A 17,919-nucleotide genomic window follows, 5' to 3' on the forward strand; every position below is an offset into this window, starting at 1 on the left:
TGTGATGTAAAACCCACACATTACTCACGAGAGCGCAGCAGAAAGGGCAACTGCCGTCCGGTGGACCGCAGTTGCCCTGTCGACAAAACGACGTACGAGAAAGTCGCTTACTTCTCCTGCTGCTTGCGCCAGCGAATTCCGGCCTCCAGGAAACCGTCGATCTCCCCGTTGAAAACGGCCTCGGGGTTGCCGACTTCGCATTCCGTGCGCAGGTCCTTGACCATCTGGTACGGGTGCAGGACGTACGAACGCATCTGGTTGCCCCAGGAGTTGCCGCCGTCGCCCTTGAGCGCGTTCATCTTGGCCTGCTCCTCCTGGCGGCGGCGTTCAAGGAGCTTGGCCTGGAGGACGTTCATCGCGGACGCCTTGTTCTGGATCTGCGAGCGCTCGTTCTGGCAGGAGACGACGATGCCGGTGGGGAGGTGGGTCAGCCGGACCGCGGAGTCGGTCGTGTTGACGCCCTGACCGCCCGGTCCCGACGACCGGTACACGTCCACACGCAGCTCGGACTCGTCGATCTCGATGTGGTCGGTCTGCTCGACCACGGGCAGGATCTCGACACCGGCGAACGACGTCTGGCGGCGTCCCTGGTTGTCGAACGGCGAGATCCGCACCAGCCGGTGCGTCCCCTGCTCGACGGAGAGCGTCCCGTACGCGTACGGGACGTGGACGACGAAGGTGGTCGACTTGATGCCGGCCTCTTCCGCGTACGAGGTCTCGTAGAGCTCCGTCTTGTAGCCGTGGCGCTCGGCCCAGCGCAGGTACATGCGCTGGAGCTTCTCGGCGAAGTCGGAGGCGTCGACGCCACCGGCCTCGGCGCGGATGGTGACGACGGCCTCACGGGCGTCGTACTCCCCGGAGAGCAGCGTGCGGACTTCCATCTCGTCCAGCGCCTTCTTGACGGCGGTGAGCTCGGTCTCGGCCTCGGCACGGGTGTCCGGGTCGTCCTCCTCCTCGGCCATCTCGAACAACACGCTGAGATCGTCGATGCGCCCGCGGAGGGTCTCGGCCTTGCGCACCTCCGCCTGGAGGTGGCTCAGCTTGCTGGTGATCTTCTGCGCCTCATCGGGGTCGTCCCACAGGGACGGTGCCGCCGCCTGCTCCTCAAGCGCGGCGATGTCCGCCCTCAGCTTGTCGAGGTCCAGGACGGCCTCGATCGACTCCATGGTCGAGGAGAGGGACTTGAGCTCTTCGGAAACATCGACGACTGCCACGCCCCCCAGCGTAACGGCTCCGCCAAGCCGGGCAGCCCTGGCTGCGGCCGGGGCGCTTCGTCCGCGGCCCGGCGGGGGCTGATCGCGCAGTTCCCCGCGCCCCTTCAGGGGCGCGGGGAACTGCGCACCGGGGGACAGGGGGCGGAGCCCCCGTGCAGTGGCGGGAACCCCCTCCGGTCACGGGGAGGCCGGTGCGGAGCTCTCCGTGTCGGAGGGGGACCCGTCCGCGTCGTCCCCCGACGCGGCCAGCCACGCGCCACCCCCTATGGCGGCGACGAGCGCCACCCCCGCCACCCCGAGCGTGATCCGGCGCCGCCGCGCGGAGGCGCGATGCCGCGCGGACCCGGGCCGCGGCGCCCCCGCCGCCCGAGGCGCCCGCGCGGTACCCAGCGCGCCCCCCGCCAGCTCGTCCGGCCCCGGCACCCGCATGGACGTGTGCGTGTCCCGGTTCGAGTCCGGCTTGGCCCCCGGCACCAGCGGAACGGCTCCGCGCCGCACCCGCTCCCGCGGAACCTCCGGCTCGGCGGGCGCCGCGTCCTCGTAGGGACCCTCGGCCTCCCCGTCGGGCTCGTCGACGTCCAGCGGCGGCATCCCGGCGAGCAGGGGCAGCTGCTCCCGCAGCCGCTCCCCCAGCTCGGACGCCCGCAGCCGCGAGGCCGGCGCCTTCGCCAGACACTGCACGAGCAGCTGCCACAGCTCCTCGGGGATCCCGGGCAGCGGGACGACGGTCTCGGTGACGTGCCGCCGCAGCACCGCCCCCGGATGCCCGCCGCCGAAGGGTGTGAACCCGGCGAGCAGCTCGTACAGCACGGTCGCCAGCGCGTAGATGTCGACGGCCGCCCGCGGCGGCAGCCCCTCGATGATCTCCGGCGCCAGGTAGTCCGGCGTACCGATGATCTTCGTGGCGCGGGTGCGCCGCGGTGAGTCGATGAGTTTGGCGACCCCGAAGTCCGTGAGCAGCGCGGGGTGCGAACCGCCGGGTCCGAGCGACCCCTGCATGTCGAGCAGCACGTTCTCGGGCTTCACGTCCCGGTGCACGACTCCCGCCGCGTGCGCCGCGGCCAGCCCGTCGGCGACGTCCGCCACGATCGCGACGGCCGCCTCGGGCGCGAGGCGCCGCTCCCGGTCGAGCCGGGTCCGCAGGTCCGTGCCGCGGACGAGGTCCATGACCAGGGCGAGGTCGGTGCCGTCGACGACCAGGTCCCGCACGGAGACGACGTGCGGATGGTCGAGGCCCAGCAGGGCCGTCCTCTCCTGCACGAACCGTCCCACCAGCTCCTGGTCGGACGCCAGGTCCTCGCGCAGCAGCTTGATGGCGACGGGCCCCTCGGGCCCCTCACCCAGCCACACCGTTCCGGCGCTGCCCCGTCCCAGGATCTGGTGCGCGGTGTACCGGCTGCCGATCTTCCGTACCAAGACTGCTCCTACGGGCGCGTGTTGGCGACAAAACTACGCGCCCGGAGCACCAACCTTCACTTCGGCGGCGGAAATCACCCCCCAGGTGTCGACAAATCCCCAGAACCGCGATGCGATTCCGGGGATTCCCAGGTGATTCCGGGGATGCCTAGTTGGTGGATCCTCCGCCGATCTTCTCGACCCATCCGGAGACCGTGCTGAACCAGTCCGACAGCTGCTCCCAGTACCCCTTGGACGTGCCGATCCAGTCCTGCAGCGGGCTGAACTCCCAGATCGCCCACCCGGCCGCGAACAGGATGACGATCGTGAACAGGCACCCCTTGAGGCAGCCGAGTCCGGGGATCTTCATCGGGTTGGCGCTGCGCTGCCGGGGCTCGCGCGGTGGCCGCGGCGCGGGCTGCTGGGGCTGCTGCGGCGGGGAGTACCGCTGGGGCTGGGGGGCCTGCTGCTGCGGGGCGTAACCCTGCGGCTGCTGGCCCTGCTGGGGGTAGCCGTATCCCTGCTGGTTCTGCGGCGGCGGCTGCGGGGAGCGCTGCCTGCGCTGTCCGCGCGGCTGCGGCTGCTGGGCGGGCGGCTGCTGCGGCTGCTGCTGGGGCGGCCGGGAGACCTGCCGCTGCGGGCGGCGGCGCAGCGGGTCCTCGTTCGGGTCGAGGTACGACTGCACCTGCGTCGCCTCGTTGCGGTCGCGGGCCGCGCGCAGCTGGTTCTGCCAGGGGTGCGGGTCCTCGGGGCCCGCCCCGGGCTGGTTCGGCGGTACCGGCGGCATCACGGCAGTCGGGTCGGCCGCGCCGCGGTGGGGCAGCACGGCGGTGGGGTCGGCCGCGCCGGCGCCGGTGTGCGGCAGGACGCTGGTCGCGCCGTTCGGGTCGTACGAGCCGGCGCCCTGCGGGAGCACCTGGGTCGGGTCGGCGGCGCCGAACTCGCCCGGTACGGCGGCGGGCGCCGGGTCCGGGACGAGGAGTACGCCCACGGCCTCGGCGGCGGCGATCTGCGCGGAGTTCGCGTGCACCCCGATGCCCTCGGCGACCGTACGCAGACCGCGGGCGAGGTTCTCGGCGCTGGGCCGTTCGTCGGGGTTCTTGCGCAGGCAGCGCTCGATGACGGTCCACAGCGGGTCGGGGACCGTGGAGGGCCTGCGGGGCTCGGCGCTCAGGTGCTGGTGGAGGACCTCAAGAGCCGATCCGCCACCGAACGGCGGCCGGCCGGTGACCAGCTCGTACAGCATGATCCCGGCGCCGTAGACGTCGACGGCGGAGGTCTGCGGGCGGCCCTCGGCCGACTCGGGCGCCACGTACGCGGGCGTGCCGACGAACTCGTGGGTGCGGGTCAGCCCCGGGGAGTCGGCGAGGCGGGCGATGCCGAAGTCCGTCAGCATCGGGTGCATCTGGCCGTTGAGCTGCTGGAGCAGCACGTTCGCCGGTTTCAGGTCGCGGTGCACGACACCGTCGGCATGGCTGGCGGCGAGCGCGTCGGCGACCTGGGCGGTGAGGAGGGCCGCGGCGACCGGTGAGAGCGGGCCGTTCTCGCGCAGATAGCGGTGCAGGTCGGGACCGTCGATCAGGTCCATGACCAGCGCCAGCAGATCACCCTCGACCACGAGGTCCCGTACGCGCACGATGTTCGGGTGGGTCAGGCGGAGCAGCACGGAGCGCTCCCGCAGGAACCGCATCACGATGTCCGCGTCGCTGGCGAGCTCCTCCTTGAGGACCTTGATCGCCACGGTCTCGCCGGGCTGGCCGGCCACGGCCGCCTCGGCGCCCGCGGTCTCGCGCTGGCTGGCCCGCCACACGGTGCCCGTGGCTCCGCGCCCGAGCGGTTCCTCCAGGAGGTACTTGCTGCCTACCGGCCGCACGTCATGCGCTCCCTGCTGCTTGCTTGGCTGGTCCGTCCACCGCGCTACGGGTGGTTCCGACCCACTGTAATGCCGCCGAACACGGCTCCGGGTTGTCGTCGCACTGCGGTTTTCTCAGTCCCGCCCACCCATGCATTACGTGGGGCTTTCCCGTATCCGTTCGATGAAAAGACGCTCGCTTCGGGTGCTTTGGTTGCCGGATCTTGACGTGACCGGTCTCAACCGGGCATTGGTCAGGCACTTTTGCGGGCAGAGCCGACCAATCAAGATCACTTGCTTGCGGAGTGCGGGCGTGTTGTCAGTATCAAGTGCGAGGATGCTTTCCGTACTGGCCGACGTGCCCGTGCGCGGTGGGGGAATCTGCGGTGGGGACCGCGGGAGAGCCCCGTCGCGGGCGCCCGCGACAGAAGGGACCGCTGACGGCGATGCAGATCCGGCTGACCGTCGTAGACCCGCTGGGGACGCGCCCCGACGGACGCCCCGCGTCCTGCGACGTGCTGGTCACAGCACCCGCCGGGACCGCACTCGCGGCGGTGGCCTCCGGCCTCGCCTCGGCGGTCGGGGGCGAGGGCCCCGGGGTGCTGTACGCGGAGGCGGAGCGGCTCGACGCACAGCGCTGCACGCTGGGTGAGCCTCCCCTGATGGACGGCGCCGTGCTGTCCCTGGGGTCCCCCGCGCAGCCCGGCCCCGATGTCGATCCCGCGGCGGCACAGCTGCGCGTGGTCGCCGGGCCCGACGCCGGGGGCGTCCATCTGCTGCACGGCGGCCGGATCGACATCGGCCGTTCCGCCGACGCCGACGTACCGCTGGACGACCCGGACGTCTCCCGTCTGCACTGCGCCGTGACGGTCGCGGCGGACGGCCATGTCTCCGTGGCGGACCTGGGCTCCACGAACGGCACGGTGCTGGACGGCAGGCGCGTGGGCGAGCGCCCGGTGCCCTTCCCACCGGGCGCGCTGCTGCGGGTGGGCGAGTCGGCCCTGCTGCTGGCCCCGGCGGGCGAGCCGGCCGACATCCTGGAGACCGCCCCGGACGGCGAGGGGCATGTACGGGTGGTGCCGACGGCGGCCGGGGCCCCTGGCCGGGGGCAGTCGGGGCCGGGGCGGACTGGGCAGTCGGGGCAGTCGTCGGGCGCTTCCGGGGGAGCCGGACGCTCGACGGTTTCAGGTCGTTCCGGGGCAGGACACGGACAGAGGCAGGCGCAGGCGCACGGGCAGGCGCAGGGGCGGATACGGGGCGAGGGGACGAACCCGGGCGACAGCCAGGGGCACGGACAGGATCAGGGCCTGGGCCGGGGCCGGCGACCTGAGCAGGGGCGGAATCCGGCCATTTCCGGTGAGACCGCGGAGGCCGGATCCGGAGCTTCGTCCCGGTCCGCTTCCCGGTCCGCGTCCCGGTCCGACTCGGGCACCGGAGGCGCGCGGGTGCCGCGTGCGCGGGACGAGGACTCCGGGGACGCCCGGAGCACCGGCGGTTCCCGCTCCGGCGTCGCGCCACCGACCGCCGAGACCGGTCACGGTTACGGCACGGCCGGGTGGGGCGCCGCCGGGGGCGGGGTCCCGGGCACCCAGGAGCACCTGCCGGCGGGACCGCATGTGGTGCCGGGCCAGGGCGGGGCGCCCCGGATCGAGTACGGGGACACCGGGGACCGGGTCGAGTACGGGGACTCCGGGGAGCCGTACGAGGAGGATCCGGGACCCGACGTCCAGGGACCGGGTGAGGGCAAGCGGAAGGGCACTCCCCTCCGGGGGACATCCGTGCCGCGCAACGCGCGCAAGCGCGGCCTCTCCGCGTGGGCCCGCCGGCTGGCGGGGTCCCGGAGCGAGGACCAGTACGGCGACGAAGCCGAGTACGACCCGTACGACTCGTACGAGGCGCCGTTCGCCGAGCCCGTCGCCCTGGGCGTGCCCGCGCCCGAGCGGTGGCCCGATCCGGCCGCACTGCTGTTGGCGGCGCTGGGACCGGGACCGCGGCTGTGGGAGCGCGAACCGGGACACCAGGAAACCCTCACGGTCCGGCTGGGTACGGCGGACCGGAGCACGCCCGACGGCTCCGGACTGCTGTCCGCGGTCCCGGTGACCGCCGGGCTGCGGGAGGTCGGGGCGCTGGGTCTGGCCGGACCGCGCGAGCGGCTCTCGGGGCTCTCGCGCGCGGTGGTGGCCCAGCTGGCCGCGCTGCACTCCCCCGACTCGCTGGAGATCACCCTCCTCAGCACCGACCGCTCGCGCTCCCTTGAGGAGCGCATCGCCGAGTGGTCGTGGCTCGGCTGGCTGCCCCACGTGCGCCCCACCCACGGCCAGGACTGCCGCCTGCTGCTCGCCTACGACCGCGAACAGGCGACGGCGCGCACGGAGGAGCTGATCCGGCGCCTGGAGGACCATCTGACGGAGACGGGGCGGGCCGCCGAGCGGGGCCACGGTCCCCGCGTCGGCTCGGGCTCGCCGGACGACAGCGGGGCCTTCGCGCCACGCCCCAGGAACCCTGCGGACGCCGGGGCGGCACCCCTCCAGGACGCGTCCGGCGCACCCGCCCCCGGGAGCCGTCCCCTCGGCCGCGACGCCAACATCACCCACCTCGGACTCCCCCGCAGCGGCATCCAGGCCGGTGAGGCGCGGGGCAGGGCCGGGCGGCCTTCATGGGCCCGGTCGGACGACCCTGCGGAGACCGGGTGGTCCGGTCCCCACACCGTCGTCGTGGTGGACGGGGACCCCGGGTCGGCCGGTGTACGGGAAGCCGTGTCGCGACTCGCGGCCGAGGGCCCCCAGGTCGGCATCCATGTCATCTGCCTCGCCGAGACACCGGCCGCGTCGCCCTCCTCGCCCGTGAGCGACACGTACGAGGCGGCCTGTGCGGTGTCGCCGGCGTTCCGCGAGTGCGGGGCTGTCGCGCTGCTCAGCGGCGATGTGGCGACGGCCCTGCGGCTGCTGCGCGTGGCGCCCGCGACACAGGCCCACGGCTCGTCGGGCCCCACGGATTCTTCTGGTTCTGCTGGCTCTTCCGGCCTTTCTGGTTCGTCTGGTTCTTCGGTTTCTTCTGGTTCTTCGGGTTCTTCGGGTGGGCCCGTCGGACATGGCACGGTCGCCACGGTGGACGCCGTCTCCATGGCGTGGGCAGAGCGCTTCGCACGGGCCCTGGCGCCGTTGCGCGCGGAGGGCGGGGCCGGTGAGCGGCACACCCGCGTGTCCGCGCCCCTGCCGCAAGCCGCGCGGCTGCTGGACGAGTTGGGTCTGGCGCGGGCGACCCCGGCGTCCCTGATGGCGCGTTGGGCGGACGCGGCCGACGACCCGGAGGCGTTCGGGGGCCGGGCCACGGCCGTGCTCGGCGCCGGACCGCGCGGCCCCGTCGGCGTGGATCTCGTCGGCGAGGGCCCGCACCTGCTGATCGAGGGCCCCCCGGGCAGCGGGCGTACGGAGCTGCTGCGTTCGGTCGCCGCGTCGCTCGCCGCCGCGGAGCGGCCCGACCGGCTCGGGATCGTGCTGGTCGACGGGCGGGACGGCACGGGCAGCGGTGGTGCGGCGGCGCGCGGGGACGGGCTGCAGGTCTGTACGGACCTGCCGCACGTCACGACGCATCTGGGCGCGCACGATCCCGTACGCATGCGGGAGTTCGCGCAGTCCCTGTCCGCCGAGCTGAAGCGACGGGCCGAGCTGCTCGGGCGCCTCGACTTCACGGAGTGGCACGCCGGCCGGGAGGGGCCCCGCCGGGTCGTCGCGCAACGGTCGGCGGGTTCCGTGTCCGGTGCTGCTGGTGCTGCCGGTGCGGGAGACATCGACACGACGTCCAGTTCGACGCTGCGGCTGCGTCCCGCCGCGGCCCGGCCCCGTCCGGACGCGGGGCCGCCGCTGCCCCGGCTCGTCGTGGTCGTCGACGACCTGGACGCGCTGCTGTCCCCCGCGCTGGGCTCCCCCGGGCGTCCGGCGGCCGGGTCCGTCGTACGGGCCCTGGAAGGGGTCGCGCGGGACGGTGAGCGGCTCGGGGTGCATCTGGTGGCGGCCACCGGTGGCGGGGTCCGTACGGACGAGACGGAGCTGGCCCGGCGGGCCGGGCTGCGGGTCGTGCTCGAAGCGCCCGGGGTGGGGGCGGAGGAGCCGTCGCCGGGGCGGGGCCGGGTCGGTGGGGCGGGGCCCGGTGGGCGGTCCGTGCCGTTCCAGGGCGGGCGGGTCACGGGGCGCATCCCCCGTACGGCGACGCTCCGGCCCACGGTCGTGCCGCTGGAGTGGGCGCGGATGGGGGATCCGCCTGCGCGGCGGCCCGTGCGGGAACTTGGCAACGGGCCGACGGATCTGGCGCTGCTGGCCAGCGCCCTGGATCGAGCGGCCCGCTCGGTCTCGGCAGCCGAGGTCCCCTCCCTCCTGTAACCACCCCGGGGGCTGCGCCCCCGGACCCCCCATCGCGCTGAACACGCTCGTCCTCAAACGCCGGACGGGCTAAAAAAACCCAGGGGCGCAGCCCCGCCCATCAGGGGCGCGAGGAACTGCGCGAGCAACCCCCACCGAACCCGCACCCGACAACACACCCCACCGCACCAGGGGCGCGGGGAACTGCGCGACCGGCCCCCACCGGGCCCGCACCCGAAGACGTACCCCGCCGGGTCCGGGGCGGAGCCCCGTCGTGGGGGTCGGCCCGCGCCCAACCGCCCACGTCACGACGCGGTCACGATCACCCCCTTGACAGCGCAGGCGCCCTTGCCGACGTCGAGCGGACGGGCGTAGACCAAGAGCGCACGGGACAGCGCCAGCCCCTGCCGTCGATCCCCGCCTGCCGCCCGGCCCACCCTCACCCCGGGCGGACGACGGGGATCCGACGACAGGACCTCGGACGTTCGACGGAGAACGGGGCACACCATGCGCAGCAGCACTCGCAGCAGCACTCTTCGGATCAACAGGTCGCACAGGAGAAGCGGAGCCGCGAAAGCCGCAGCCGCCGTCGTCGCGGGGGCGATGGCACTCACGCTCACGGCATGCGGCGGTGACGACGACAAGGACGGCGACGGCGGCGACACCGGGACCGGCGCCGCCTCCAGCGTGCAACTCCCCAAGCTCGACGGCCAGAAGCTTGAGGTCGCGGCCGTGTGGACCGGGCCCGAGCAGGACAACTTCACCGCGGTCCTGGACGAGTTCGAGAAGCGGACGGGCGCCGAGGTCAGTTACGTACCGACCGGCAACAACACCTCCACGTTCCTCGGCACGAAGATCGAGGGCGGCAAGCCGCCGAGCGTGGCGTTCCTGCCGCAGGTCGGTGTGCTCCACCAGTTCGCCGAGAAGGGCTGGGTCAAGCCGATGGGCGCCGAGGCCAAGGCGCAGCTCGACAAGAACTTCTCCAAGGGATGGCAGGACCTGGGCGCCTTCGAGGGCAAGCAGTACGGCGTCTACGCGAAGGCCGCCAACAAGTCGCTGGTCTGGTACAACACGGCGGCGTTCGAGGCGGCGGGCATCACGGCGGAGCCGAAGACCTGGGACGAGTTCGTACAGACCGCGCAGACCCTGTCGGACGCGGGTTCGCCCGCGGTGTCCATCGGCGGGCAGGACGGCTGGACGCTCACCGACTGGTTCGAGAACGTCTATCTCTCGCAGGCGGGCCCCGAGAAGTACGACCAGCTGGCCAAGCACGAGATCAAGTGGACGGATCCCTCCGTGAAGGAGGCCCTGACCACGCTGGCCCAGCTGTGGGGCAAGAACGACCTGATCGCGGGCGGCAACTCCGGCGCGCTGCGCACCGAGTTCCCGAAGTCGGTGACGAACACCTTCTCCGGTGACACCCCGGCGGGGATGGTCTTCGAGGGCGACTTCGTCGCGGCGAACATCAACGCCGACACGAAGGCCAAGGTCGGCACGGACGCCAAGGTGTTCCCGTTCCCGGCGGTCGGCGACCGGTCGCCGGTGGTCAGCGGCGGTGACGTGGCGGTGGCGCTGAAGGACGACAAGGGCTCGCAGGCCCTGCTGACCTTCCTGGCGTCGACCGACGCGGCCGAGATCTGGGCGGCGCAGGGCGGCTTCATCTCCCCCAACAAGGAGATGAACGCGGACAAGTACAAGGACGACGTGGCGCGGGACATCGGCACGGCCCTGCTGAAGGCGGGCGACTCGTTCCGCTTCGACATGTCCGACCAGGCCCCGGCCGCCTTCGGCGGTACCGAGGGCACCGGCGAGTGGAAGGCGCTGCAGGACTTCCTGAAGACCCCTTCGGACGTCGAGGCCGCTCAGCAGCAGCTGGAGACGTCCGCCGCCAAGGCGTACAAGGGCTGACGGCCACCGATGTCGTCGCAGGTCGCGACGGCGGGGGGCCCGGCGAACCCGGTGCCTCCCGTCGGCAAACGCAAGAGTGTGATCGGTACGCGGTGGTGGGTGGCGGGGCTGTTCCTGCTGCCGGCGATCGTGCTGCTCGGCGCGCTCGTGGTCTACCCCATCGGGTACTCGGTCTGGCGCAGTCTGTACGACGCCGACGGTTCCGGCTTCGTGGGTCTCGGGAACTACGGGGACCTGTTCAGCGACGACGCCACCTTCACCGCGGTCAAGAACACCGCGATCTGGGTCGCGGTCGCCCCGGCGCTGGTCACCGCGCTCGGTCTGATCTTCGCCGTGCTGACGGAGCGGGTGCGCTGGTCGACGGCGTTCAAGCTCGTCATCTTCATGCCGATGGCGATCTCCATGCTCGCCGCGGGCATCATCTTCCGGCTCGTGTACGAGGCGGACCCCGACCAGGGCGTCGCGAACGCCGTGGTGGTGGGCGTGCACGACACGTTCGCCGAGTCGTCGGTCTATCCGAAGGCGCGCCCGTCCACCGAGAGCGACCTCAAGGCGTCCGGCGGGGGCGCGTTCACCTCCGCGGGCACGGTGGACGCGGGCTCCCCGGCCCTGATCCCGCTGGTCGGCATCGCCCCGAACAAGGTGCCGGGCAGTCCCGGGGACGCCAAGGCCGCCGAGGCCTCGGGCGACGGCGTGTCCGGCACGGTCTGGCTGGACTTCAAGCTGGGCGGCGGCGGCGCGAAGGGCGCCATCGACGCCGGTGAGAAGGCACTGCCGGGCATCGAGGTCGAGGCGGTCAAGGACGGCAAGGTGGTGGCCTCGGCGAAGGCCGGCGACGACGGTACGTTCACGCTGCCGGCGTCCGCCGCGGGCGCGCAACTGCGGCTGCCGTCCTCGAACTTCGCCGAGCCCTACAACGGCGTCGACTGGCTGGGCCCGAGTCTGGTCACCCCGGCCATCATCGGCTCGTACGCCTGGATGTGGGCGGGTTTCGCGATGGTGCTCATCGCGGCGGGGCTGGCCGGGGTGGACCGCAACCTCCTGGAGGCGGCCCGCGTCGACGGGGCCAACGAGTGGCAGGTGTTCCGCCGGGTCACGGTCCCGCTGCTCGCGCCGGTCCTCGTCGTCGTCCTGATCACCCTGATCATCAACGTGATGAAGATCTTCGACCTGGTCTTCATCATCGCCCCGCAGCCCAGCAAGGACGAGGCCAACGTGCTGGCCCTGCAACTGGTCAACGCGTCCTTCGGCGGCGGCAACAACCAGGGGCTCGGCAGCGCGATCGGCATCGTCCTGCTGCTGCTCGTGATGCCGGTGATGATCGTCAATATCCGCCGACTGCGAAAGGAGCGTCGACGGTGACCACATCCTCCGTACCTCTGAAGGGCCCCGGGGACTCCGGGGGCCCCGGGCAGCCGTCCGTGGCCGTGGACGCCTCCGGTCCGCCGAAGCGTTCGCCGGCCTCCCGGCTGGCGAGCGTCGCGGGGGGCGGTGTGATGCGGGTCTTCCTGATCCTGGTCGCGCTGCTGTGGGTGACGCCGACGGTGGGGCTGCTCGCCTCGTCGTTCCGGGACCCGACCGACATCGCGGCCTCCGGCTGGTGGGACGTCTTCAGCAAGCCGTCCCAGCTCACCACCGAGAGCTACTCGACCCTGCTCGGCAAGGAGGAGATCACCGACTCCCTGCTCAACACGGTGTACATCACGGTGCCGGCCACCGTCCTGGTCGTCGTGATCGGCGCCATGGCCGGATACGCCTTCGCCTGGATGGACTTCAAGGGCCGCGACTGGTGGTTCGTGGCCGTGGTGGCGCTGCTGGTGGTGCCCGTCCAGATCGCCCTGATCCCGCTGGCCGACCTCTTCGGCGACCTGGGGATCTTCGGCAGCGTCATCGGCGTGGTCCTCTTCCACGTGGGCTTCGGCCTGCCGTTCGCGATCTTCCTGCTGCGCAACTTCTTCGCGGAGATCCCCCGTGAACTCCTGGAGGCGGCACGGCTCGACGGGGCGGGCGAGACCCGGCTGTTCGCGACGGTGATCCTGCCGCTGGGCGCGCCCGCGATCGCCTCGCTCGGCATCTTCCAGTTCCTGTGGGTGTGGAACGACATGCTGGTGGCGCTGATCTTCTCGGACTCCGGTTCCCGGCCGCTGACGGTCGCGCTGACCGAGCAGACCCGGCAGTTCTCCGGCAACATCGAGACGCTCGCGCCCGGCGCGTTCATCTCGATGGTGATCCCGCTGGCCGTGTTCTTCGCGTTCCAGCGGCAGTTCGTGTCCGGCGTGATGGCAGGGGCGGTGAAGTAGCCCTCACAGCAGTCGAGTTGAGGGGCGGGCCGGTGCCGGTCCGCCCCTCAACGCCGTCCCGGGGTCCCCCACATGCCGCATTCGGCGTAACCCCGTAACCCCTTCGGACGTTGCCGGGCAATATGGCCGCGCCGACCCATGGATGTCCCTTGCCCCGGTTCAGTGTCATTGTCCCCGCGTACCAGGTCCAGGCGTATCTGCACGAGTGCATGGCATCGGTCCTGGAACAGTCCTTCACCGACCTGGAGCTGATCGCTGTCGACGACTGCTCGCCGGATGCCTGCGGTGCGATCGCCGACGAGTTCGCGGCCCGTGATCCACGGGTGAAGGCCGTCCACCTCAAGGAGAACGTGGGCCTCGGCCGGGCGCGCAACGCGGGTATGCGGGCCGCGACCGGCGACTACCTGGTCTTCCTGGACGGCGACGACACCCTCACCCCGCACGCCCTGCGGGACATCGCCGACCGCATCAAGGAGACCGGCGATCCGGACGTCCTCGTCTACGACTACGCGCGCACCTTCTGGTCGGGCGAGACGGTCCGCAACGTGCGGGCGGGACAGCTCCACGAGGAGGGCCCGGCGCCGTTCCGCCTCGACGACCGGCCGGGGCTCCTCGACGTCCTCATGGTCGTGTGGAACAAGGCGTACCGCCGGGAGTTCGTCGAGCGGGAGCAGTTCGCGTTCCCGCCCGGCTTCTACGAGGACACGCCCTGGACGTACCCGGTCCTGATGGCCGCCGAGACCATCGCGACGCTCGACCGGGTCTGCGTCCACTACCGGCAGCGGCGGCAGGGGAACATCCTCGGCACCACCAGCGGCAGGCACTTCGACATCTTCGACCAGTACGACCGGGTCTTCGCCCATCTCGACGCGCACCCCGAGCTGGCGCGCTGGCGGCCGGTCCTGTTCCAGCGCATGGTCGACCATCTGTCGGCCGTGTTCCTCAAGCGCGACCGGCTGCCGCGCGGCTCCCGCGCCGCGTTCCTGCGCAGGGCCCGCGCCCACTACGTCCGTTACCGCGTACACGATGCGGGTGTCCCGTCCCGCAACCGGCTGCGGCACGCCCTCGTGCGCCTCGGCAGCCATCGCACCTACCGCGCCCTGTGGACGGCGACGCGGCTGAAGAGACGTGCCGCGCGGCTCGCCAGGGCGCTGGCCCGCGGGGTCCGGACGGCCTCGCTGCGGCTGCACTACGGCGTTCAGCGCCTGCTGCCCGTGCGGGCCGACCACGCCGTGTTCGCGGGCCGCGGGGGGCGCGGCCACGGCTGCAACCCGGGGGCGCTGGAGGCCGCGTTCCGCACGCACGCCCCGGGGATGCGCACGGCGTGGGTCGCGGACCCCGGCTTCCACCACACGGTCCCGACGGGCACGCGCAGGCTGACGCCGGGTACCGCCGCGTACTGGACGGCCCTGGCCCGGTCCAAGTACGTCGTCGGCAACGCCGGCTTCGACCGCAGGCTGGTCAAGCGGCCCGGCCAGATCCTGATCCAGACGCAGGCCGGCACACCCCTCAAGCACATGGGCCTGGACCTCCAGGACCGCCCGGCGGCGGCGCGGGACACCGACTTCGCCGAGGTGCTGCGCGACGCCGACCAGTGGGACTACTGCCTGTCGGGCAACCGCCACTCCACACTCGTCTGGGAGCGCGTCCTCCCGGCCGCGTACACGATGCTGGAGTACGGCCAGCCCCGTAACGACGTCTTCCAGAAGGCCACTTCGGCGGACGTGGCCCGGCTGCGCGAGTCGCTCGGCATCCCCGACGGCACGGTGGCGGTCCTGTACGCGCCGACGCACCGCGACTACCGCCGCAGCCAGCGCACCGCGCTCGACCTGGAGCGGGTGCTGCGCCGGCTCGGCCCGCGCTTCGTCCTGCTGACCCGCGCCCATCCCTCGTACGGGGCCCCGCTGGCCCGTAGTGGCGGCCGGCTGATCGACGTGAGCGGCCATCCGAGCATCGAGTCGCTCTGCCTCGCCTCGGACGCGCTGATCACCGACTACTCGTCGCTGATGTTCGACTACGCGGGCCTCGACCGGCCGATCGTGATCCTCTCGAACGACTCGGAGGCGTACGAGGCGGCCCGCGGGACCTACTTCGACCTGCGGGCCTTCCCGCCCGGCGCGATCGCCCGCAACGAGGACGAGCTGATCGACATCTTCGCGACCGGCCACTGGCGCGGTTCGCGTTCCGCGCAGCTGCGGGCCGCCTTCCGGGAGCGGTTCTGCCCGTACGACGACGGGCGGGCCGCCGAGCGGATCGTGCGCCGGGTCGTGCTCGGCGAGACGGCCGGTCTGCCCGCGGTGGTACCACCGGACGAGCGCCGTCCGGTGCCGTCCGCGGCGTCCCGGACCCCCGCCGCCTCGCTCCCCCCAGTCCCGGCGCCCGGAGCCCCTGTCCCGGTCGTCGACACACCCTGAGCCCCGGTCCGGCCGGCGCTTCCGCAGGGCCTCCCGGGTGGCGTGGACCACCACCCCGGAGCCGGTCGGGCACGGGCCGGCAGGGCCCCGCCGGCGCCCGGCACCGCCCTCCGGCCGCCCGCGCGCACGGCGGGACGGCCCGCCGGGGGCCCGCTCCTCCGTGCGTCCCCCGGCATCCCCCGTATGCCGCGTCCGGCGTAACCGCGTCACCCCTTTGGCCGTTCCCCGGCAATACACCCGAGCCGACCCGATCCGAGCCGACCCATGGATGTCCCCTTGCCCCGCTTCAGCATCATCGTCACCGTCCACGACGTCGCGGGGCGGCTCCCCACGACCCTCGATCCGGTGCTCGCCCAGTCCTTCACCGACTTCGAGCTGGTCGCGGCCTGCGCGGACCCGGACTCGCCCGCGGGCGCGCTCGTCGCCGAGTACGCCGAGCGGGACTCCAGGCTCGTCCGGGCCATCGGTGCCCGCGAGGCCGGACTGCGGGCGGCCACCGGGACGTACGTGCTGTTCCTGGACGCGGGTGACGTGCTGACGCCGGGGTCGCTGGCCGGGATCGACGCGCGGCTGCGGGAGGCCGGCGGGGCCGGGCCCGAGGCCGAGGTCGATGTGCTTCGCCTGGGCCACGAGCGCGTGCCGTGGTGGGAGGGTGAGCCGGTCGCGGAGCTGTTCGAGGACAGGGACCCCGCCGACGTACGGCTGCCGGTCTGGGCGACCGTCTACCGCCGCGCCTTCCTCCGCGAGCACGGGCTCGCCTTCCCCGAGGGCCGGTACACGGACCTCGGCTGCTCCGGTCTCGTGGCGCTCGCGGCCGACGGGACCGCCGTACTGCGCACGGTCTGCGTACGGCGTCCCGAACGCAGGCAGGCAGGCGGCACGGCGGCGGGCACGCGGGCCGAACCCCCCGCCGCCGAGCTCCTCGACCAGGTCGAGCTGGTGCTGGACCGGGCCGCCACCCTAGGGCTCCCCGAGGACCGGACGCGCGCCCTCTTCACGCAGCTCTTCGACCAGCTCTTCGCCGAGGTCCTCGACACGGCGGCCACCGCCCCCTGCGGCCGGGCCTTCTTCCGGCGCGCGGGCAGGCTCCACCGGCGGTACCGCCCTGCGGGCCACCGCACCGGAACAGTGCGGGCCCGGCTGCTCCGGCGGGGCGCGTACACGGCGTTCCTGGCGCTCCCGGCCCTCGGCCGGCTGACGGCGCGGGCGCGGGCGTACGCGGGCCGCTCGGCGCTGCGCAGGCGCCGCGCGCTCCTGTACGCGTGGTACCTCCGCAGGCCGCTGGACGAGAACCTCGCCGTCTTCGCCGCCTACTGGGGACGCGGCTACGCCTGCAATCCGGCGGCGATCCACCGAAAGGCACGTGAACTCGCCCCGCACATCCGGTCGGTGTTCCTGGTGAAGGAGAAGGAACTGCCGCACATGCCCGAGGACGTGGAGAGCGTGGTGATCGGGAGCAGACGGTACTGGGAGGTGATGGCGCGGGCGAAGTACACCTTCAACAACGTCAACTTCGAGCACGCCGTGGTCAAGCGCCCGGGCACCGTGCACGTCCAGACCCACCACGGGACCCCGCTGAAGCGGATGGGCGTCGACCAGATCGAGTACCGGGCCGTCGCGGCGGCCACCGGCAGCTTCGGCAAGCTGATGCGGCGCGTCGACCGCTGGGACTGCTCCCTGTCGTCCAACGCCCACTCCACGGAGGTCTGGTCGGGCGCCTACCCGAGCGCCTTCGAGCACCTGGAGTACGGCTATCCGCGCAACGACCGCTTCTACACGGCGGCCTCGGGCGAGGTCGCCGCGATCCGCGAACGGCTCGGCATCCCCGAGGGCCGGGTGGCCCTGCTGTACGCGCCGACCTACCGGGACTATCCGCGGGACGTGTCGGCGCAGTTCGACCTGGCTCGGTTCTGCGCGGAGCTCGGGGACGAGTTCGTGGTGCTGCTGCGGGCGCACTACTTCCTCGACGGCGACGCCGGTCTGCGCCAGGCGGTGGGGGACGGCCGGCTGATCGACGTGACGTCCCTGCGGGACACCGAGGAGGTCTGTCTGGCCTCGGACGCGCTGATCACGGACTACTCGTCGATCATGTTCGACTACGCCAACCTCGACCGGCCGATCGTCACGTACGCCGACGACTGGGACGTCTACCGGGACACCCGGGGCGTCTACTTCGACCTGCTCGCCGAACCGCCGGGCCACGTCGCCCGTACGCAGGACGAGTTGCTCCGGGTCCTCACGTCGGGCCGGTGGGCGGACGGGCGGTCCGCCGCGCTGCGGTCCGCCTTCCGTGAGCGGTTCTGCGAGTTCGACGACGGACAGGCCGCCGAACGGGTCGTACGGCGCGTGCTGCTCGGACAGCCCGAGGAGGAGCTGCCGGCGCCGATCCCCCTGCGGGAGCGCCTGCCCGCACCGGCCGCCGCCGTGTCCCGCCCCCGCACGCCGGCGCACTGATGGACGCGTCGATGCCCTCACGTA

At 72.8% G+C, this 17,919-nt stretch carries 9 protein-coding genes; 6 read left to right on the forward strand and 3 right to left on the reverse strand.

The window, feature by feature from the left end:
- Window positions 1-107 precede the first annotated feature (107 nt).
- The 3 genes from prfB to ACH4DZ_RS08415 form a co-directional block, all read right to left on the reverse strand.
- The gene (gene prfB, locus ACH4DZ_RS08405; protein ID WP_398286154.1) at window positions 108-1,214 is read right to left on the reverse strand and encodes a peptide chain release factor 2; all 1,107 of its coding nucleotides are present in this window, start codon (window positions 1,212-1,214) and stop codon (window positions 108-110) included.
- Window positions 1,215-1,391: 177 nt separating this feature from the next.
- Window positions 1,392-2,630, reverse strand: a complete 1,239-nt coding sequence (locus ACH4DZ_RS08410; RefSeq protein ID WP_398286155.1) for a serine/threonine-protein kinase — start codon at window positions 2,628-2,630, stop codon at window positions 1,392-1,394.
- A gap of 148 nt (window positions 2,631-2,778) precedes the next feature.
- A complete protein-coding gene (locus ACH4DZ_RS08415; protein ID WP_398286156.1) occupies window positions 2,779-4,482 on the reverse strand; it encodes a protein kinase in 1,704 nt (567 codons plus the stop codon).
- Window positions 4,483-4,907: 425 nt separating this feature from the next.
- On the opposite strand from ACH4DZ_RS08415, the gene ACH4DZ_RS08420 reads away from it, so the two are divergent.
- From ACH4DZ_RS08420 to ACH4DZ_RS08445, 6 genes are all read left to right on the forward strand, one after another.
- Window positions 4,908-8,840, forward strand: a complete 3,933-nt coding sequence (locus ACH4DZ_RS08420; RefSeq protein ID WP_398286157.1) for an FHA domain-containing protein — start codon at window positions 4,908-4,910, stop codon at window positions 8,838-8,840.
- A 486-nt stretch (window positions 8,841-9,326) separates the two neighbouring features.
- On the forward strand, window positions 9,327-10,727 hold the full coding sequence (locus ACH4DZ_RS08425; RefSeq protein WP_398286159.1) for an ABC transporter substrate-binding protein: 1,401 nt from the start codon (window positions 9,327-9,329) through the stop codon (window positions 10,725-10,727).
- 9 nt (window positions 10,728-10,736) lie between these two features.
- Window positions 10,737-12,089 carry a carbohydrate ABC transporter permease gene (locus ACH4DZ_RS08430; RefSeq protein ID WP_398286160.1) on the forward strand — a complete coding sequence of 451 codons (1,353 nt, stop codon included), beginning with the start codon at window positions 10,737-10,739 and terminating at the stop codon, window positions 12,087-12,089.
- A gap of 134 nt (window positions 12,090-12,223) precedes the next feature.
- Complete coding sequence (locus tag ACH4DZ_RS08435; RefSeq protein ID WP_398286241.1) at window positions 12,224-13,027, forward strand: carbohydrate ABC transporter permease; 804 nt, start codon at window positions 12,224-12,226, stop codon at window positions 13,025-13,027.
- Between the two features lie 149 nt (window positions 13,028-13,176).
- A complete protein-coding gene (locus ACH4DZ_RS08440) occupies window positions 13,177-15,441 on the forward strand; it encodes a CDP-glycerol glycerophosphotransferase family protein (protein ID WP_398286161.1) in 2,265 nt (754 codons plus the stop codon).
- 276 nt (window positions 15,442-15,717) lie between these two features.
- Window positions 15,718-17,895: a CDP-glycerol glycerophosphotransferase family protein gene (locus ACH4DZ_RS08445; protein ID WP_398286162.1), complete on the forward strand. Its 2,178-nt coding sequence runs from the start codon at window positions 15,718-15,720 to the stop codon at window positions 17,893-17,895.
- Window positions 17,896-17,919 lie beyond the last annotated feature (24 nt).

Origin of the sequence: Streptomyces sp. NPDC017991, from assembly GCF_044328075.1 — a bacterium.
Lineage (GTDB): Bacteria > Actinomycetota > Actinomycetes > Streptomycetales > Streptomycetaceae > Streptomyces.